We start from the raw sequence: 16,526 nt of genomic DNA on the forward strand, positions 1-16,526 counted from the left end.
TAACCTTCGCTCACTGCCTGTTATTCACTGCTCATGGACGGCTCCGCGTTAAACAGTCCGTGGCGGATAGCCAAATGTGTCAACTCAACATCACCACTCACATTCAGTTTGCTAAACATGCGGTAACGGTAACTGTTTACGGTTTTCGGACTCAGGTTTAACCGTTCGGAAATTTCTGTGACCTTTTGTCCCTGAGTGATCATCATCATAATTTGTAATTCACGTTCAGACAAACACGCCAGCGGGGTTTCGGTGTGCGGAGCCAATTGACTCAATGCCATACGTTGTGCAATATCAGAAGCAATGTAACGACTGCCCGCATGCACCGCGCGAATGGCACAAATCACTTCCTGCGGCGCAGCCCCCTTGCTGAGGTAACCCGCAGCGCCAGCTTGCATGACTTTAGCAGGTAATGGATTCTCGGTGTAAATGGTTAGCATGATAATTTTAATTGCAGGCGCAAAACGCGCTATCTTGCGCGTGACTTCCAGCCCGCCGATCCCAGGCATGTTCATGTCCATCAAGACGACATCAACGGGATGCTGACGGCACCACTTAACCGCATCTTCACCACAGTGCGCCTCGCCAACCACCTTTAACCCTTTGGTGTCGTCGAGAATGTGCCTTATCCCTGTTCGCACCAGTTCATGGTCATCTACAAGAAAAACGCTAATCAAAAATTATTCTCCGAAAAGGGTGTAACGCTGAACACCACGCAACCGCAGATGGAAGCGACAATTTTTTGAGAAAATTATAAAACAGCGACATTTCACACTTACATGCTAAATAATTCACGCTGCAGGGCAGCAACAAACGAGAAAAAACGTTTGTTACACATTCGAGCACCTCTGCACTTGGCCGAAAGGTGAACGTCAGAAACAAAGTTCATTAATCCTGACACTTTCTAAAGTCAGTGATTGGGAGCAACAAACGTAGCGACCGCGCGTGCAACGTGAAGGTATGACGGGTATATCGACGTATATAGCAACAATAACCCAGTGTCGCTGAATCAGAGCAACAAAATACCTAAAACATCATGATACACATCAGTCACAGCCATGCCACATAAATTTGATGTTACCGCGGTAAGAGAGTGGTTTTATTCGTTATTCAGTGGATTGAGCACGCCGTGTTCATTGGCTTGGTATTGGACTCTTGCTATACATGGCAATAAAAAATCGCACATGTGTTAATTTAAACAGCCTTTACATTTTCTTTTCATCACGCTGTCATTCCTTATTCTGGTAATGACTCCAATTAGTAGAACATGTGTTTTTCGATGAAGGCTCCGATGACTTTTTCGTGGATCTCGACGGAGCGCGAGAAGCAAATCGTTTTACGCGCCAGTCGTTTAATGCGGGTACGGAGCGTCAGGTTATTGCGCTCTATGCGTTGCGTGAAGATCTTGCCAGTCAGATGTTTCTGCTTCGGAACCTCTCTTGCATAGCTGCCCCAGTTGTCACTGGTAATCATGCCGATGTTGAACGGTGTCAACAGAGCCAGCAATTCACGGCAGGTCTCATCGGTTCGGGGGCCAAAAGTGTAGGCCAGAACACCGCCCGTTTTGGTATTGTAAGCGTACCAGAGCCAGTGCTGTAGCGCCTTACTGCCAACGAAGCTCCATTGCTCATCAAGTTCACAGATAAGGGCGACGTCGGCGTGAGCAACGGGAGAAGACGTTATCCTGCGGGGCGAGAGCTTTTTAAAGCCCGGATGACCGTATTGATGCCGATTTTCAACGTTCTGGCGGTATCGCGAACACCGGCACCGTTGAAGGCCATATCAACGATCTGCTCTTTGACTCCCGGCTTTCGCGCTTCATAGCGGTAGGTAAGCTGGAATACACGGCGACAGCACTGACACCGGAAGCGTTCGCGCTTAGTTGGACTAAGGCCATGTCGATAAACTTTATCTGAATGGCAGCGAGGGCAATGAACAAAAACAGTAACCACGTGGAAACCTCAAATAGCGGCAGAATATCACAAAAGCCAACTATTTGAAGGCATTACCAACGATTTTAACAAAATATTTGAGCCGCCTTAGATTCATTTTCGCCTCCTGAGTAGTTACCCTTTTGAGGTAGCAAGAAGCGCGCCACTTTGTTCAACATTGCGATTCTCATACTCATTTTGTAAGCACAGTTGCCCGTAAAATAAGGAAAAGAAATGGTTGGCCTACTTTTTTGCTTTATCGCCACTGCAAGGTGCAGCCAGGAAAGCGGCAAGCCAATGCACCAGCATAAGGCAAACTCTGCCATATCAGGGTGCAACCCCTGATTGACGGCCTGAGGATGAGCCGTACACATCATGATAAAATCGCTTATCAACACCCTGATAATTCGAAGAATTGACTATTAGATCGGCAATCAGTAAAGATTGTGCATCACACCCTTTGACAAGCCCATACGCTATCGCTATTATCCACCGCACTCACCGATTCCTCTGTAGTTCAGTCGGTAGAACGGCGGACTGTTAATCCGTATGTCACTGGTTCGAGTCCAGTCAGAGGAGCCAAATTCTTGTTTTCATGCCGCTTTGCGAATCCCTATGTGATTCAGATTCAATAAGTTAGCGTGAAAAGTCTTCCCGATGCATTTTCAGTTTTCCCTCCGCATCGGGAGAATTTGGTGGTCAGATTTGGGGTCAAGTTGGTTCGATGACGGAGTGACCCCCAAATGTCTCTTAACGACGCAAAAATCCGCAACTTAAAATCATCCGCAAAACCCTTCAAAGTTTCCGATTCACACGGTCTGTACCTGTTGGTTAATCCTGGCGGTTCACGTCTCTGGTATCTCAAATATCGTATCAATAAAAAAGAATCGCGGCTCGGCTTAGGTTCCTACCCCGATGTCTCTTTGGCCGATGCTCGTCAACAGCGTGACGGTATCCGGAAATTGCTGGTGCAGAATATCAACCCAGCACACCATCGTGTGGCTGAAAAAGCGTCCCGTTCACCAGAAAAATCATTCAAGGACGTGGCTCTAGACCATATCGTTATACACATCTTTCTAACGCACTGTTTAATCAATGAGTTACGGGTTTATCTCAGAGTGGCATTTTGAACCTCAAAAAGCCAATGGGATGGCTTGAATGCCTTAATTCACGGGGTTCTGAGCATCTTGTTCAAAAAATGGCCAAAAGATGTGTATAACGATATGGCTCTAGACACCTCGTTATACACAAGTCCGCAACGCCTTATATGCCAAGGGTTAGCGGGCTGAAATAGGCAGCCGGTGGGGTTGTAAATGAAGTGAAACCGACGTGTACTATCGCCATTTACGGCGCTGAAAAATGACACGGGATGTAGTGGCACACTGATACTGGCCACCTGATCGGAGGTGATATGCTCACCTCATCAACACGACAGGTGACCTCATGGGTAAACATTTTACGGCGGAATTTAAGCTCGAAGCCGCAAAGCTGGTTGTCGACCACGGCTACACATACGTTAAGGCCGCAGAGGCGGTTAATGTCAGCCATTCTGCCATTAGTCGCTGGGTCAATAAGCTTCGCCTTGAACGACAGGGAAAAACGCCAACGGGACTTCCTCTTACCCCTGAACAGCTCGAGCTGCGTGAGATGAAGAAAAAAGTCCAATGCCTTGAAATGGAGAACGAAATCCTAAAAAAGGCTACGGCGCTCTTAATGTCGGACTCACTCAACGGTTCACGGTAGTCGACAGGCTGAGGGCGCGATACCCGGTCACGGCGTTGTGCCAAACTTTTGAGGTACATCGCAGCAGCTACAGGCACTGGCAGGCTTCCGCTAATGAACCCGACGGTGAGCGCGTGGTTAAGTGTAGTCGCGTCATGGAAGCCTGGAACGCCAGCGGCGGCTCTGCCGGCGCTCGAAGTATCGCGACCATCGTCACCGGCAGCTCTGGTGTCAAAATGGGGCGCTGGCTGGCTGGCAAGCTGATGAAGGAGCTGGGTATCGCCAGCTGCCAGCGACCGGCTCACAAATACAAACGCGGCGGCAATGAACACGTTGAAATACCGAACTATCTCAACCGCCAGTTCGCGGTTACCGCGCCGGATCAGGTCTGGTGCGGCGATGTGACCTACATCTGGACGGGCAAATGCTGGGCTTACCTTGCGGTGGTGCTAGACCTGTTCGCCCGCAAACCGGTGGGCTGGGCCATGTCGACCTCGCCGGACTCGGCGCTGACAGTTAAAGCGTTGCAGATGGCCTGGGAACTCCGGGGACAACCAACAGGAGTCATGTTCCACAGCGACCAGGGCAGCCACTATACCAGCCGTCAATACCGGCAAGCCCTGTGGCGCTGCCGGATAAAGCAGAGTATGAGTCGGCGGGGTAACTGCTGGGATAATGCGCCAATGGAGCGGTTCTTCCGCAGCCTGAAGACAGAATGGGTGCCGACAAAGGGTTACAACAGCTTCAGCGAAGCCCAGGACGCGATTATCCGCTACATCACGGGGTATTACAGCGCTATCCGGCCTCACTGGTATAACGGCGGCTTAACTCCAAACGAATCTGAGCGACTGTTCTACATACAGTCTAATGCGGTGGCCAATATTAGTTGACCACTACAATGACTTAAAGTCACGTGGTTCTTTGTGCTGATAAGCTCACCCACATTTAGTGGGTAAGTCCCCGTCAATGTTGCCGGGATAGCCAGCCAAGAAGAAAGCTTTTTCTCTGGCTGGCCTCTTCTCGTCGGTGTCCATCTGGTCGCCAGTGTGCCAGAAAATCCCCTATCCCTGATTTTAACCATCCTAAAGGCAGATTTAGGCGTTCATATTCGTTCACTTCTCTGCATATTTGTTCAGGCTATTTTGGATAAAACTATGTATAACATATTTATAATTTTTGGATTTTAAATTAAATAACTTACTGTTTTTAATCTATTTATTATAAATAATAATAACCCAGCCGAAATCATCAGCGATCCCATGGAGGATTGGTGCATGGTGGGCAGCAATGCCCCGAGCGAGATGATAAAGAACATCACCTTGTTGAGGTGCTTCAGCGCTTTCTTCCATCCGAACCGTTCGAACACCACGGGCGCAAACTCCAACGCCATTACCCCGATGTAGATGGTCATACAGACGGCGGTTTCAAACAGCACCGAGTTGGTGTTGAAGAAACCGGGAATGTAGAAGTACGGCAGGTTCCAGTAACGACCTACGTCGATGGTGATGGACAGCCCACCCAGCGAGTAGCCGAACAGGCTCGCCAACAGCGCCGGACGCACCAGGGGGTGATATTCCCCACGGTTAAACACATAAACCGCCCAGGCCAGCGCCCAGCCGCCACAGGCAAACCCAGTACCGACCAGCAGGTCAAACGCAATCCACAACCCCCACGGATAGCCCCCGTTCAGGGCCGCCACCGCACCGATACCAAAGATAAGCCGCCGCAGAATCAATACGCCGCAAATCACCGCAAGCGGTGCCAGCAGCATTACCGGCCAACTGACCAGACGCCCGCCCAGCGGGCTGGCTTTATGCGCCGTCATGATCGTTCTCCTGATCTTTCTTCGGATGATGCGGATCGGCGTGATCTTCATCATCCGCCTTGCGTTCATCCCGAGTGTTACGGTGCACCAACACGGAAAGCCCGGCTAGCACCGCCAGCGGCAACACCATGCCTTTATACAAGGTGTGCTGAACGTGCTCAGAGCGCGCGCCGGTAGACAGCTCATCCAGTTGCGGCAGATCCAGGTTTTGGTAGGGAACCCCTGCCATCACCAGTACCTGTGTGCCACCCGCCTCTTTTTCGCCGTAAATATGGCGATCGTAGGTCGGAATGGTGTGTAGGTAAGTATCTTTAGCCCCCAGCGTCTGGCGCGGATAGTGGTACTCATCGCCCGGTTTCATTGCCATACGGCGTTTGGCCTCATCAAGCAACTCTTCGCGGGTGCCAAAGATCACCGCGCCGGTTGGGCACACTTCCACGCATCCCGGCATGCCGCCTTTATCTAACCGTTCCAGCCCTTTCTGGTTGCACAGTTCGCACTTGTGCAGTTTGCCGAACGGGTTTTCGTAGTCGTATTTGGGGATGTTGAACGGGCACGCTACCATGCAGTAACGACAGCCGGTGCAAACACTGGCGTCATAATGCACAACGCCGGTTTTGGCATCTTTTTTCAGCGCGTTTACCGGGCAGACCGAGACACAGTTCGGATCGACACAGTGCATACACTGCTTCTTGATGTAGGCATAACCATTATCGACCTGGTCTTTGTTTTGACCTGTGCCGCTGCTCCATACCTGAATGATGTTGTTGGTGTAAGGAATCAACTTGTCATTGTTGGACCAAGTCGGTGAACCACCAGCATAAATCTGGCTATACGGTCGATAGGCCGATTCATTAACCTGCTGACACTCGGTCACGCATGCCTGACACCATACACACAGCGTAGAGTCGTAAAGCATGCCCAATGCACCGGGGATCGGCGGTCGATTGGTCGCCGCTGCCTTGGCGGCAAACGGCGTTCCCGCCATGACCGCACTGGCAGAGGCTAGCTTGAAAAAATTGCGTCTGTTCACGGCTTAGCCCTCCCGGGAATCGTTACCGGCGTCTTGCTGCCCCTGTTTTTGCTGAGCATTTTTCTGTTGACGCCCCAATTCCCTGACTGCCATCAAGCTGACGCCGCCAACCACGCCCAGAACCGCACCGAGCAGGCCCACCGCCGTGGCGGAAACTTCCCCCCCTTCGGGACGATCTACCGTCGGTTTCTGCGCACGCGGCGTAGGATTCTCCACATTCGCCAACTGGAAGATCCCTTTCTTAAAGCCGACACCCTCTTCGTTACAGCCATAGCACGGGTGACCGATCCCTACTGGCCAGATACCGCCACCAACGTCACAGAATTCAATGATCGAGCAGTTGCCGTAGGTTTCCGGTCCTTTACATCCCAGATGGTAGAGGCACCAACCTTGACTATGTCCGTCATCGCCAAACTCTTTGGCAAAGCGGCCCGCATCAAAGTGTGGACGACGTTCACAGTGCTCATGAATCAGGCGACCATAGGCAAAAGTGGGACGCCCTTTGGCATCTAATGCCGGCGCACGTTGATAGGTGATGATATGCGCCACGGTCGCTAAAAAGTTGTGCGGGTTCGGTGGGCAACCGGGGATATTGATAACGGTTTTGCCTGGCAGTATCGCTTCCAGACTGACCGCGCCGGTTGGGTTGCTGCCTGCTGCGGCAACCCCCCCAGGCAGAACAGGAACCGATGGCAATAATCGCCGCCGCATGTTCTGCTGCTTCACGGATATGATCGACGATGGGCTTACCAGCCACCATGCAGTAGATGCCACCATCCTTAATCGGAATAGAACCATCCACCACCAGCACATACTTACCTTTGTACTGCTCAATAGCGCGGTGTTTGTTCTCTTCTGCCTGCTCACCAAAAGCGGCCGAAAGTACCTCGTGGTACTCCAGCGAAATGGTATTCAAGAGCAAGTTTTCAATCGTCGGGTGAGTCGCACGCAGCAGGGATTCGGTACAACCTGTACACTCCTGAGCGCCAATCCATAGCACCGGCGGACGTTGCTGCGTATTCGCATGCGATCGATCATCGATTCGCATCTAAGGTCGATCACGTTTTCGCATCGTAATCGATCACCCGGGAACCTAACTTTTTTATCGTTTTAGCGTGTTTCTTCTGCGCTTTCCACTGCCAGGCTATTTTTCCTTAATGATTCTCCCTGAAGCTCCACTCTGTGAGAGTTGTGGATCAGCCGATCCAGGAAGGCATCTGCCGCCGTCGGGTTTTCCATCACTCCGTACCATTGCTCCACCGGCAACTGGCTGATAAGGATCGTGCTGGTTTGCCCATATCGCTCTTCCGTTATTTCCAGCAAGTCATTGCATTGCCGCGTTGTGATAACTTCAAGACCAAGGTCGTCCAAGATAAGAAACTCTATTTTTTGAAGCTGTTTCAGTTGCTTAAGCCAGCTGCCGTCCAGTCGGCCCTGCTCAAGCTGATCCAGCAGCCGACCCATGCGCCAGTATTGAACGCTTCTCTTTTGCCGGCACGCCTGCTCGCCCAGGGCACAACCTACCCAGCTTTTTCCGCTGCCAGTTGGCCCTGTTATCAGGATATTCTTGCTGTGGGTGATGTAATGCCCGTTCAGAAGCTCGCGCATCTGTTCGGCCTTTAACCCTCGGGAGACCGGATAGTACATACCCTCAGGGGTTGCACCGTGGCGCAACCGTGCCTGCTTTCTCAACCGCCCAACACGGCTGTTTTCACGATTCAGTAGCTCTTCTTCGACAAGTAACCCCAGGCGTTCTGCGAACCCCAGCTCATTGTATGTACCAGGTGCCTCACGCTGGCGTATCATGCCATCGGCCATTGCCGACAGCTTCAGCGTTCTAAGTTTGGTTAGCAGGTCATCAGTCATAACGACTCCCTTTTTCAGTGGTAATATTTTGGACCACGCAGATTCTCGTGCTCCAGTGGAAGCTGTAACTCTCTATTTCCTTTAACTGTTTCTCCGATGCCCTCCCTGTTGTGACGCAGCTGATTCTCGATAAAACGCCTTTCCGGATGGTTCAGCCCGCAGGCCTTGTCACAGGCTTTTTCCAGCCGTTCGGCACCGTATTTTTTCTGGAGCGACAGTAGGCCGAGAACAGCCCGATAAGCCTGCTCAGGATGATTCTTCGCGTTTAGCATCGCTTCCACCACCTGCCGAGTCGCCTTGCCGGTTCTCGCGGCATTATCCAGCAGCTTTTCAGGTGTCCAGCTGCTGTGCCCGCGGTGATTGACCGGCATGTGTGCCGGATTCGTGCTGTGGCTGTACTACCGATCGCTGCGAGGGTGCTGAGCCACGCAGCGGCCCTTATGCCAGACCTGGACCAACGTCTGACCCGCTTTTACCGACAGCCTTTCACCAACCAGCTCATGGGGAACGGAGTACCAGTGGCGGTCGTATTCGACGTGATAGTCAGGAGCGACCTTCACCGCACGGTATTCGGTGTATTCATAGGGCATGGCTGGCAACGGCTGCAGGCACGGCGCATCGAGCAGCGCAAAGCGCTGCGCTCGGCTCTGGCCCCCATAACCTTTCATTGGCCGGTTATTCAGCTCGGTCATCAGCTCACTGAGCCTGACGTTGAGCGCATGCATCGTATGGAAGGTTTCATTGCGTATTCGCGCCAGGAGCCACCTTTCGACCAGCAGGACGCCGTTTTCCACTTTGGCCTTGTCTTTCGGTTTGTAGGGTCTGGCTGGCATCACTACCGTGCTGTAATGCGAGGCCAAAGACTGATAGCTGTCGTTGATGACCGGCTCGTAGCGATCTGCTTTGCTCACCGCGCTACGCAGATTATCGGGTACCAGCAGGGCTGGAACGCCGCCGAGGAAGGTCAGGCAGTGGCTGTTAGCATTCAGCCAGCTCATCATGTCCTGACCGGGGCAGGCTTCTGCATAGGTATAATTTGACGCTCCCATGACAGCGACGAAGATGGCGACCCGGCGCACATTTCCCGTATCGGGGTCGGATACCGGCACCGTGGGCCCGCAGAAGTCGATGAACAGCTTCTCACCGGCACGGTGGGTCTGGCGCATCGAGCGTTTCTGGCATTTCTTCCATTGGCGATAACAACGGCAGAACTGAGAGTAGCCCAGCGCCATTTCTCCGGTTTCGGTGCTGTATTCTATCCACAACAGCTGCCTGGTAACCCCTGGCCGTCTTAGCTCGGTATCGATATACAGCCAGTCTGGCGCGATAAGCTCCGAGGTGCGCATTCTGCGGGTGGGGAACAGCATCTTTTCCAGTTTTTCTGGCAAGAGCGCATCAGGCAATGGCCACGACAGCGATGCGGCGGTAAAACGGGAGAGCACCTCATAAACTGTGGAAGGGCTGACCCTAAGAGCAGCGGCGATGGTGCGATTAGACTGGTTGCACTCAAATTTGAGTTTGAAGATCTGAAGACAAGTCTCCATGGGACTCCTGCTTTTTCTCTTTCTGGCCATCGTTATCTCCATTTCAGTAGAAACTGCGAACGGAGAGGAGGTTAGAAGAGTTAAGTCCCGGAGTGATCGATACGACGCGAATCAGTGATCGACCTTAGATGCGAAATCGTGATCGATTGTCATGCGAATCACTGATCGATCACGATGCGAATATGCACGTTGCACGGAGCCAAGGGATTGCGCAATCTCTGCGGCAGCGGAATCCGCTAACCCCATCGATGCGGCAAGTGCTGCACATAACTTCATAAAATCACGGCGATTAACGCCATGATGGGAAAGCATTACATTTTCCCCAGCCATTTTTTATTATTCTCCTGTAACCAGAACGGAGCTTACCCAATGAATTTCGAAAGCAGGTACACGACTGCCTCGCGTACTCCCGAAAACTGATGTGGATAAGTCTGGCGGAGTAAGCAAGATAGCCGACGCACCTGCAACTTCAACGGTGTGGGGTATAACACACAACATGTGTACGGGTATGGTGATGAGGAAATTCATTTAACAGACTTGATCTTCATCAAGCAGCGGAACATTAGCCTGCTTATTTCTGTTATAAGTGTGATTGTTTACGCATCATCCTTTTATTTTATTTTGATCTTGACCCACCATCTCCGGACAGCTTTTGTATCTTAAGTTAACGATGCCCGCTGGCGCCGATATTCTCTTGGGGAGTTGTATCCCAGCGCACTGTGCGGATGGTTTTCATTGTAATGATTGAACGCCGCTGCAAGATTCTTCAGCGCTGTTCGCACATCGGGTTTTGGCATGAAGGCGATGTAATCTTCCTTCATCGTCTTCACGAATCGTTCTGCCATGCCGTTACTCTGTGGACTGCTCACTGCTGTTGTGCAGGGCTCCAGATTCAGTTCTCTGGCGAACTTCCGCGTTTCATGCGCTGTGTACGCTGAACCATTATCCGTCAGCCATTGCACTGGTTTATCCGGCAGCGCGCTACCGAAGCGTTTTTCCACCGACCTCAGCATCACATCCTGCACGGTTGAACTGTCATAACCCCTGGTGCTCGCTGCCCAGTCTATGGCCTCCCGGTCGCAGCAGTCCAGTGCGAACGTCACCCGCAGCTTCTCGCCGTTGTCACAACCGAACTCGAAGCCATCTGAGCACCAGCGCATATCGCTCTCTGCTACCGCGATTTTGCCTTTATGCTCCCGCTTCGGACGTTCAGTTTTATCATGCAACAACAGCAGGTTATGCTCGCTCATTATCCTGTAAAGCCGTTTGGCGTTCACCGGTGGAAGTCCCTCTGCACGACGTTGCTTACGCAGGATACCCCACACTCGGCGGTAACCGTAACTGGGCATGTCGCTGATGATACGGAGGATGTCCGATAATATCTCAGCATCAGCTTCGTCATTACGCCGGTTGCTGCGCCTGTCCAGCTAGTCGGCAGAACGGTTAACCCGCAGTGACAGCTGCGCACGCGACACGCTCATGGCGCGGCTGACCAGAGCTATTCCCCGTCCTTTGGCAACAAGGGCGCGTGCGCTATCCATTTTCGCGACTGGCGGTACTCCACTGCTTCTTTGAGGATCTCAACTTCCATCGTCTTCTTACCCAGAAGGCGCTGTAGCTCCCTGACCTGCTTGAGGGCAGTCGCCAGCGCCGAAGCTGGAACCACTTCTTCTCCGGCCGCAACGGCGGTGAGGCTTCCTTCCTGGTATTGCTTCTTCCACTTAAACAAAAGGCTGGGCTGGATGCCATGCAGGCGGGCTACATGGGAGACGTTCATCCCCGGCTCCATTGTCTGCTGAATGATGGCGATTTTCTCTTGCGGAGTTTTACGCTTACGGACTTCTTGCCCTAACAGGATCCCGGTCATTTCAAAATTAGCATGATTGTTAGACATATATCTAAGCCTATCTCTTATCTGGAGATACAGCTACTGTCTGGTGTTACAGGGGGCTACATCACCTTTTATTTTATTTATTCACACCGAATTTAAATGAGAAATAATCTCAATAACTAATTATCGCTATTTGGTAATGACTCCAATTAGTAGAACATGTGTTTTTCGATGAAGGCTCCGATGACTTTTTCGTGGATCTCGACGGAGCGCGAGAAGCAAATCGTTTTACGCGCCAGTCGTTTAATGCGGGTACGGAGCGTCAGGTTATTGCGCTCTATGCGTTGCGTGAAGATCTTGCCAGTCAGATGTTTCTGCTTCGGAACCTCTCTTGCATAGCTGCCCCAGTTGTCACTGGTAATCATGCCGATGTTGAACGGTGTCAACAGAGCCAGCAATTCACGGCAGGTCTCATCGGTTCGGGGGCCAAAAGTGTAGGCCAGAACACCGCCCGTTTTGGTATTGTAAGCGTACCAGAGCCAGTGCTGTAGCGCCTTACTGCCAACGAAGCTCCATTGCTCATCAAGTTCACAGATAAGGGAGACGTCGGCGTGAGCAACGGGAGAAGACGTTATCCTGCGGGGCGAGAGCTTTTTAAAGCCCGGATGACCGTATTGATGCCTATTTTCAACGTTCTGGCGGTATCGCGAACACCGGCACCGTTGAAGGCCATATCAACGATCTGCTCTTTGACTCCCGGCTTTCGCGCTTCATAGCGGTAGGTAAGCTGGAATACACGGCGACAGCACTGACACCGGAAGCGTTCGCGCTTAGTTGGACTAAGACCATGTCGATAAACTTTATCTGAATGGCAGCGAGGCCAATGAACAAAAACAGTAACCACGTGGAAACCTCAAATAGCGGCAGAATATCACAAAAGCCAACTATTTGAAGGCATTACCGAATCTTTCAATGTTCTATTTAAATAATTTAGTTAAATAAAAATCTTTAGCGCAAATTTTTTGAATTACATCACAACGCGGAATATATCGCTCATGTAAAGGAAAAGACAAAATGGCACCAATAGCCAACGGCTGGCTGGCGAAAATAATAAATAGCCGAAACTATAACTCTAAGGGAGTAGCAGAGTAACGGTGCTCTTCTCAGCAAATCGTGGTGGATGCAGCGATTGCAAGATCCTATGTATTAGGTAGCCGTGTATTCTGGGGTTATCAACGGGAAGTGGGCGAGGACGTGCTACGGAACGCCCGCTACGCGCCAGTCGTTGCACACAGCGGGGTAACAGAGGCTATGGATTACTCAATACCCTGGCTGCGCAGGTACTCTTCATAACTGCCGGTAAAATCGACCACTTTGTTGGGCGTAATTTCCAGTACGCGCGTGGCCAATGAGCTGACGAACTCGCGGTCATGGGAAACGAACAGCAAAGTGCCCTGATAGAGCTCCAACGCCATGTTAAGCGCTTCGATCGATTCCATATCCAGGTGGTTGGTGGGTTCGTCCATCACCAGAATATTGGGGCGCTGCATCATCAGCTTGCCAAACAGCATACGGCCTTTTTCGCCCCCAGAGAGCACTTTCACTTTCTTCTTGATATCGTCCTGACCAAACAGCAAGCGGCCCAGTACGCTGCGTACTGCCTGCTCATCATCCTTTTCCTGCTTCCACTGACTCATCCAGTCAAACACGGTCAGATCGCCATCAAACTCGTATTCATGATCCTGCGCGTAGTAGGCGATGTTGACATTTTCAGACCATTTTACCGTGCCTTTATCCGCCGCCAACTCGCCCACCAGGGTTTTCAGCAGCGTGGTTTTACCAATACCGTTGGTACCCAGGATGGCAACCTTCTCACCCACTTCGATCAGTAGGTTCAGACCAGAGAACAGCGGGCCGTTATCAAAGCCTTTCGCCAGTGCCTCTACTTCCAGCGCGTTGCGGAACAATTTCTTGTCCTGATCGAAGCGAATAAAGGGGTTCTGGCGGCTGGAGGCTTTCACCTCATCAAGCTGAATTTTTTCGATTTGACGTGCGCGAGACGTTGCCTGACGTGATTTCGAGGCGTTGGCACTAAAGCGACTAACGAAAGATTGCAGTTCAGCAATTTGCGCTTTTTTCTTGGCATTGTCTGACAACAGACGTTCGCGCGCCTGCGTGGCTGCCGTCATGTATTCGTCGTAATTTCCGGGATAAACGCGCAGTTCACCGTAATCCAGATCCGCCATGTGGGTACACACTATATTCAGGAAGTGGCGATCGTGGGAAATGATGATCATGGTGCTATTGCGTTCGTTCAGCACATTTTCCAGCCAACGGATCGTGTCGATATCCAGGTTGTTGGTCGGTTCATCGAGCAGCAAAATATCAGGATTGGAAAACAACGCCTGCGCCAAAAGTACGCGCAGTTTCCAGCCGGGAGCGACTTCACTCATCAGACCGTAATGCTGTTCCAGCGGGATACCCACGCCTAACAACAGTTCTCCTGCGCGGGATTCTGCACTATAACCGTCCATTTCGCCGTATTTGACTTCCAGATCGGCGACTTTATAGCCATCTTCCTCGCTCATTTCCGGCAACGCGTAAATGCGGTCACGCTCTTCTTTTACTGTCCAGAGTTCAGCATGCCCCATTATCACGGTATCCAGCACGCTGAAATTTTCAAACGCAAACTGATCCTGACGCAGCTTACCCAGACGCTCGTTGGGATCGAGGGCAACGTTGCCGCCACTCGGCACCAGATCGCCACCAAGAATCTTCATAAACGTGGATTTACCGCAACCGTTAGCACCAATCAACCCGTAGCGGTTGCCGTTGCCAAACTTGACGGAGATATTTTCAAAAAGCGGCTTACTGCCAAACTGCATCGTAATGTTATTGGTACTTAACACGGCGTTGACTCAAATAAAAAGTGTGATTTAACACTCATTATGCCACAGTTAGCGCCTCTGGTCGCCTGCCGTTTGCAAGCAGAAGAGCCCCACCCTCACCGCACCGCGCTATACGTAGTTTCAGGAGCGAAATAGCAGCGCCAGCTTACCGTCGGGGTTATTCAGCTTGTCCAATTTTTTATGATTAACCTCGCTCAGTTGCCCCAGTTGACTCAAGGTCGGCGAAGCAGAATCGGGTAAGGTATGGGTTTGCGGTGATGCCTGTATCAGAAGGTGCGCCGCCTTTTGCAACAGAGCAAAATATGCCTGCTGTGTAGCCGTATCCGCAGGCGTAATGACCATCTGGCTTTTCAGCCATGCACCCAGATAAAACTCTAAAAACGGGGGAGACGGTTTCGGCCGTTCATAAGCAATACCGCGCAAAAAATAAAGCACTGAGCGATAAGGTGTAGTGGCACACTGATACTGGCCACCTGATCGGAGGTGATATGCTCACCTCATCAACACGACAGGTGACCTCATGGGTAAACATTTTACGGCGGAATTTAAGCTCGAAGCCGCAAAGCTGGTTGTCGACCACGGCTACACATACGTTAAGGCCGCAGAGGCGGTTAATGTCAGCCATTCTGCCATTAGTCGCTGGGTCAATAAGCTTCGCCTTGAACGACAGGGAAAAACGCCAACGGGACTTCCTCTTACCCCTGAACAGCTCGAGCTGCGTGAGATGAAGAAAAAAGTCCAATGCCTTGAAATGGAGAACGAAATCCTAAAAAAGGCTACGGCGCTCTTAATGTCGGACTCACTCAACGGTTCACGGTAGTCGACAGGCTGAGGGCGCGATACTCGGTCACGGCGTTGTGCCAAACTTTTGAGGTACATCGCAGCAGCTACAGGCACTGGCAGGCTTCCGCTAATGAACCCGACGGTGAGCGCGTGGTTAAGTGTAGTCGCGTCATGGAAGCCTGGAACGCCAGCGGCGGCTCTGCCGGCGCTCGAAGTATCGCGACCATCGTCACCGGCAGCTCTGGTGTCAAAATGGGGCGCTGGCTGGCTGGCAAGCTGATGAAGGAGCTGGGTATCGCCAGCTGCCAGCGACCGGCTCACAAATACAAACGCGGCGGCAATGAACACGTTGAAATACCGAACTATCTCAACCGCCAGTTCGCGGTTACCGCGCCGGATCAGGTCTGGTGCGGCGATGTGACCTACATCTGGACGGGCAAATGCTGGGCTTACCTTGCGGTGGTGCTAGAGCTGTTCGCCCGCAAACCGGTGGGCTGGGCCATGTCGACGTCGCCGGACTCGGCGCTGACAGTTAAAGCGTTGCAGATGGCCTGGGAACTCCGGGGACAACCAACAGGAGTCATGTTCCACAGCGACCAGGGCAGCCACTATACCAGCCGTCAATACCGGCAAGCCCTGTGGCGCTGCCGGATAAAGCAGAGTATGAGTCGGCGGGGTAACTGCTGGGAGAATGCGCCAATGGAGCGGTTCTTCCGCAGCCTGAAGACAGAATGGGTGCCGACAAAGGGTTACAACAGCTTCAGCGAAGCCCAGGACGCGATTATCCGCTACATCACGGGGTATTACAGCGCTATCCGGCCTCACTGGTATAACGGCGGCTTAACTCCAAACGAATCTGAGCGACTGTTCTACATACAGTCTAATGCGGTGGCCAATATTAGTTGACCACTACAGTTCTCCATGAAGCGGTAAGCACCCAGCGTCTCAGACCATCCGAGGCACGCATGCGGAATGCTGGCTTGCGGATTCTCAGCCAGCCGTATCAAAAGCCCTTTGGCACGCTTATTGAGCCTCGTGTCACCAAGATTTACCCCTTCCAGTTCTTGGTGTGCCCAGCCATC

At 51.9% G+C, this 16,526-nt stretch carries 10 protein-coding genes, 1 tRNA gene and 7 pseudogenes; 4 read left to right on the top strand and 14 right to left on the bottom strand.

Annotated features, from left to right (window positions below):
* Positions 1 to 20: 20 nt before the first annotated feature.
* From uvrY to ACWWJF_RS25105, 3 genes are all read right to left on the bottom strand, one after another.
* Positions 21 to 677 carry a UvrY/SirA/GacA family response regulator transcription factor gene (gene uvrY / locus ACWWJF_RS25095; protein ID WP_455870871.1) on the bottom strand — a complete coding sequence of 219 codons (657 nt, stop codon included), beginning with the start codon at positions 675 to 677 and terminating at the stop codon, positions 21 to 23.
* A gap of 580 nt (positions 678 to 1,257) precedes the next feature.
* Positions 1,258 to 1,952, bottom strand: a protein-coding gene (locus ACWWJF_RS25100) for an IS1 family transposase (protein WP_455868638.1) whose coding sequence is annotated in 2 segments (ribosomal slippage) — positions 1,258 to 1,709 and positions 1,709 to 1,952 — 696 coding nt in all. Because the reading frame shifts where the segments join, the coding sequence is not laid out codon by codon here.
* A gap of 65 nt (positions 1,953 to 2,017) precedes the next feature.
* Entirely contained in the window at positions 2,018 to 2,257 is a 240-nt protein-coding gene (locus ACWWJF_RS25105; protein ID WP_455870872.1) for a hypothetical protein, read from the bottom strand.
* A 180-nt stretch (positions 2,258 to 2,437) separates the two neighbouring features.
* Between ACWWJF_RS25105 and ACWWJF_RS25110 the strand changes: the two genes are divergently transcribed.
* The 3 genes and pseudogenes from ACWWJF_RS25110 to ACWWJF_RS25120 all read left to right on the top strand — a co-directional run bounded on the left by ACWWJF_RS25110 (position 2,438) and on the right by ACWWJF_RS25120 (position 4,543).
* A tRNA-Asn gene (locus ACWWJF_RS25110) sits at positions 2,438 to 2,513 on the top strand.
* A gap of 161 nt (positions 2,514 to 2,674) precedes the next feature.
* Positions 2,675 to 2,986 (top strand): annotated as a pseudogene (locus ACWWJF_RS25115) (Arm DNA-binding domain-containing protein); the annotation flags it as partial.
* A gap of 388 nt (positions 2,987 to 3,374) precedes the next feature.
* Positions 3,375 to 4,543, top strand: a protein-coding gene (locus ACWWJF_RS25120) for an IS3 family transposase (RefSeq protein WP_455868400.1) whose coding sequence is annotated in 2 segments (ribosomal slippage) — positions 3,375 to 3,630 and positions 3,630 to 4,543 — 1,170 coding nt in all. Because the reading frame shifts where the segments join, the coding sequence is not laid out codon by codon here.
* A 344-nt stretch (positions 4,544 to 4,887) separates the two neighbouring features.
* Here the strand turns inward: ACWWJF_RS25120 and ACWWJF_RS25125 are convergent.
* The 10 genes and pseudogenes from ACWWJF_RS25125 to ACWWJF_RS25170 form a co-directional block, all read right to left on the bottom strand.
* A pseudogene (locus tag ACWWJF_RS25125) lies at positions 4,888 to 5,478 on the bottom strand (Ni/Fe-hydrogenase cytochrome b subunit); the annotation flags it as partial.
* Positions 5,465 to 6,511: a hydrogenase 2 operon protein HybA gene (gene hybA / locus ACWWJF_RS25130; RefSeq protein ID WP_455870873.1), complete on the bottom strand. Its 1,047-nt coding sequence runs from the start codon at positions 6,509 to 6,511 to the stop codon at positions 5,465 to 5,467. The gene hybA and the pseudogene ACWWJF_RS25125, both read right to left, overlap by 14 nt.
* Before the next feature lie 3 nt (positions 6,512 to 6,514).
* Positions 6,515 to 7,523 (bottom strand): annotated as a pseudogene (hybO, locus tag ACWWJF_RS25135) (hydrogenase 2 small subunit); the annotation flags it as partial.
* A 98-nt stretch (positions 7,524 to 7,621) separates the two neighbouring features.
* Positions 7,622 to 8,377 carry an IS21-like element helper ATPase IstB gene (gene istB, locus ACWWJF_RS25140; protein WP_455868472.1) on the bottom strand — a complete coding sequence of 252 codons (756 nt, stop codon included), beginning with the start codon at positions 8,375 to 8,377 and terminating at the stop codon, positions 7,622 to 7,624.
* A gap of 14 nt (positions 8,378 to 8,391) precedes the next feature.
* A pseudogene (istA, locus tag ACWWJF_RS25145) lies at positions 8,392 to 9,921 on the bottom strand (IS21 family transposase).
* A 186-nt stretch (positions 9,922 to 10,107) separates the two neighbouring features.
* Positions 10,108 to 10,251 (bottom strand): annotated as a pseudogene (locus ACWWJF_RS25150) (twin-arginine translocation signal domain-containing protein); the annotation flags it as partial.
* Between the two features lie 329 nt (positions 10,252 to 10,580).
* Positions 10,581 to 11,788 (bottom strand): annotated as a pseudogene (locus tag ACWWJF_RS25155) (IS3 family transposase).
* A gap of 173 nt (positions 11,789 to 11,961) precedes the next feature.
* A protein-coding gene (locus tag ACWWJF_RS25160; RefSeq protein WP_455870874.1) for an IS1 family transposase occupies positions 11,962 to 12,656 on the bottom strand; the annotation gives its coding sequence in 2 pieces (ribosomal slippage) (positions 11,962 to 12,416 and positions 12,416 to 12,656; 696 coding nt in all).
* Between the two features lie 412 nt (positions 12,657 to 13,068).
* Entirely contained in the window at positions 13,069 to 14,661 is a 1,593-nt protein-coding gene (locus ACWWJF_RS25165; protein ID WP_455870875.1) for an ABC-F family ATPase, read from the bottom strand.
* 120 nt (positions 14,662 to 14,781) lie between these two features.
* Entirely contained in the window at positions 14,782 to 15,084 is a 303-nt protein-coding gene (locus ACWWJF_RS25170; RefSeq protein ID WP_455870876.1) for a hypothetical protein, read from the bottom strand.
* Between the two features lie 97 nt (positions 15,085 to 15,181).
* On the opposite strand from ACWWJF_RS25170, the gene ACWWJF_RS25175 reads away from it, so the two are divergent.
* Positions 15,182 to 16,350, top strand: a protein-coding gene (locus ACWWJF_RS25175; protein ID WP_455870877.1) for an IS3 family transposase whose coding sequence is annotated in 2 segments (ribosomal slippage) — positions 15,182 to 15,437 and positions 15,437 to 16,350 — 1,170 coding nt in all. Because the reading frame shifts where the segments join, the coding sequence is not laid out codon by codon here.
* Here the strand turns inward: ACWWJF_RS25175 and ACWWJF_RS25180 are convergent.
* A pseudogene (locus ACWWJF_RS25180) lies at positions 16,314 to 16,511 on the bottom strand (IS4/Tn5 family transposase DNA-binding protein); the annotation flags it as partial. The gene ACWWJF_RS25175 and the pseudogene ACWWJF_RS25180 overlap by 37 nt on opposite strands.
* Positions 16,512 to 16,526 lie beyond the last annotated feature (15 nt).

This window comes from Symbiopectobacterium sp. Eva_TO (assembly GCF_053848865.1).

Bases quoted from the DNA above. Each gene is read 5' to 3' on its own strand.
- istB (WP_455868472.1), bottom strand. From the start codon at position 8,377: ATGACTGATGACCTGCTAACCAAACTTAGAACGCTGAAGCTGTCGGCA.
- ACWWJF_RS25105 (WP_455870872.1), bottom strand. From the start codon at position 2,257: ATGGCAGAGTTTGCCTTATGCTGGTGCATTGGCTTGCCGCTTTCCTGG.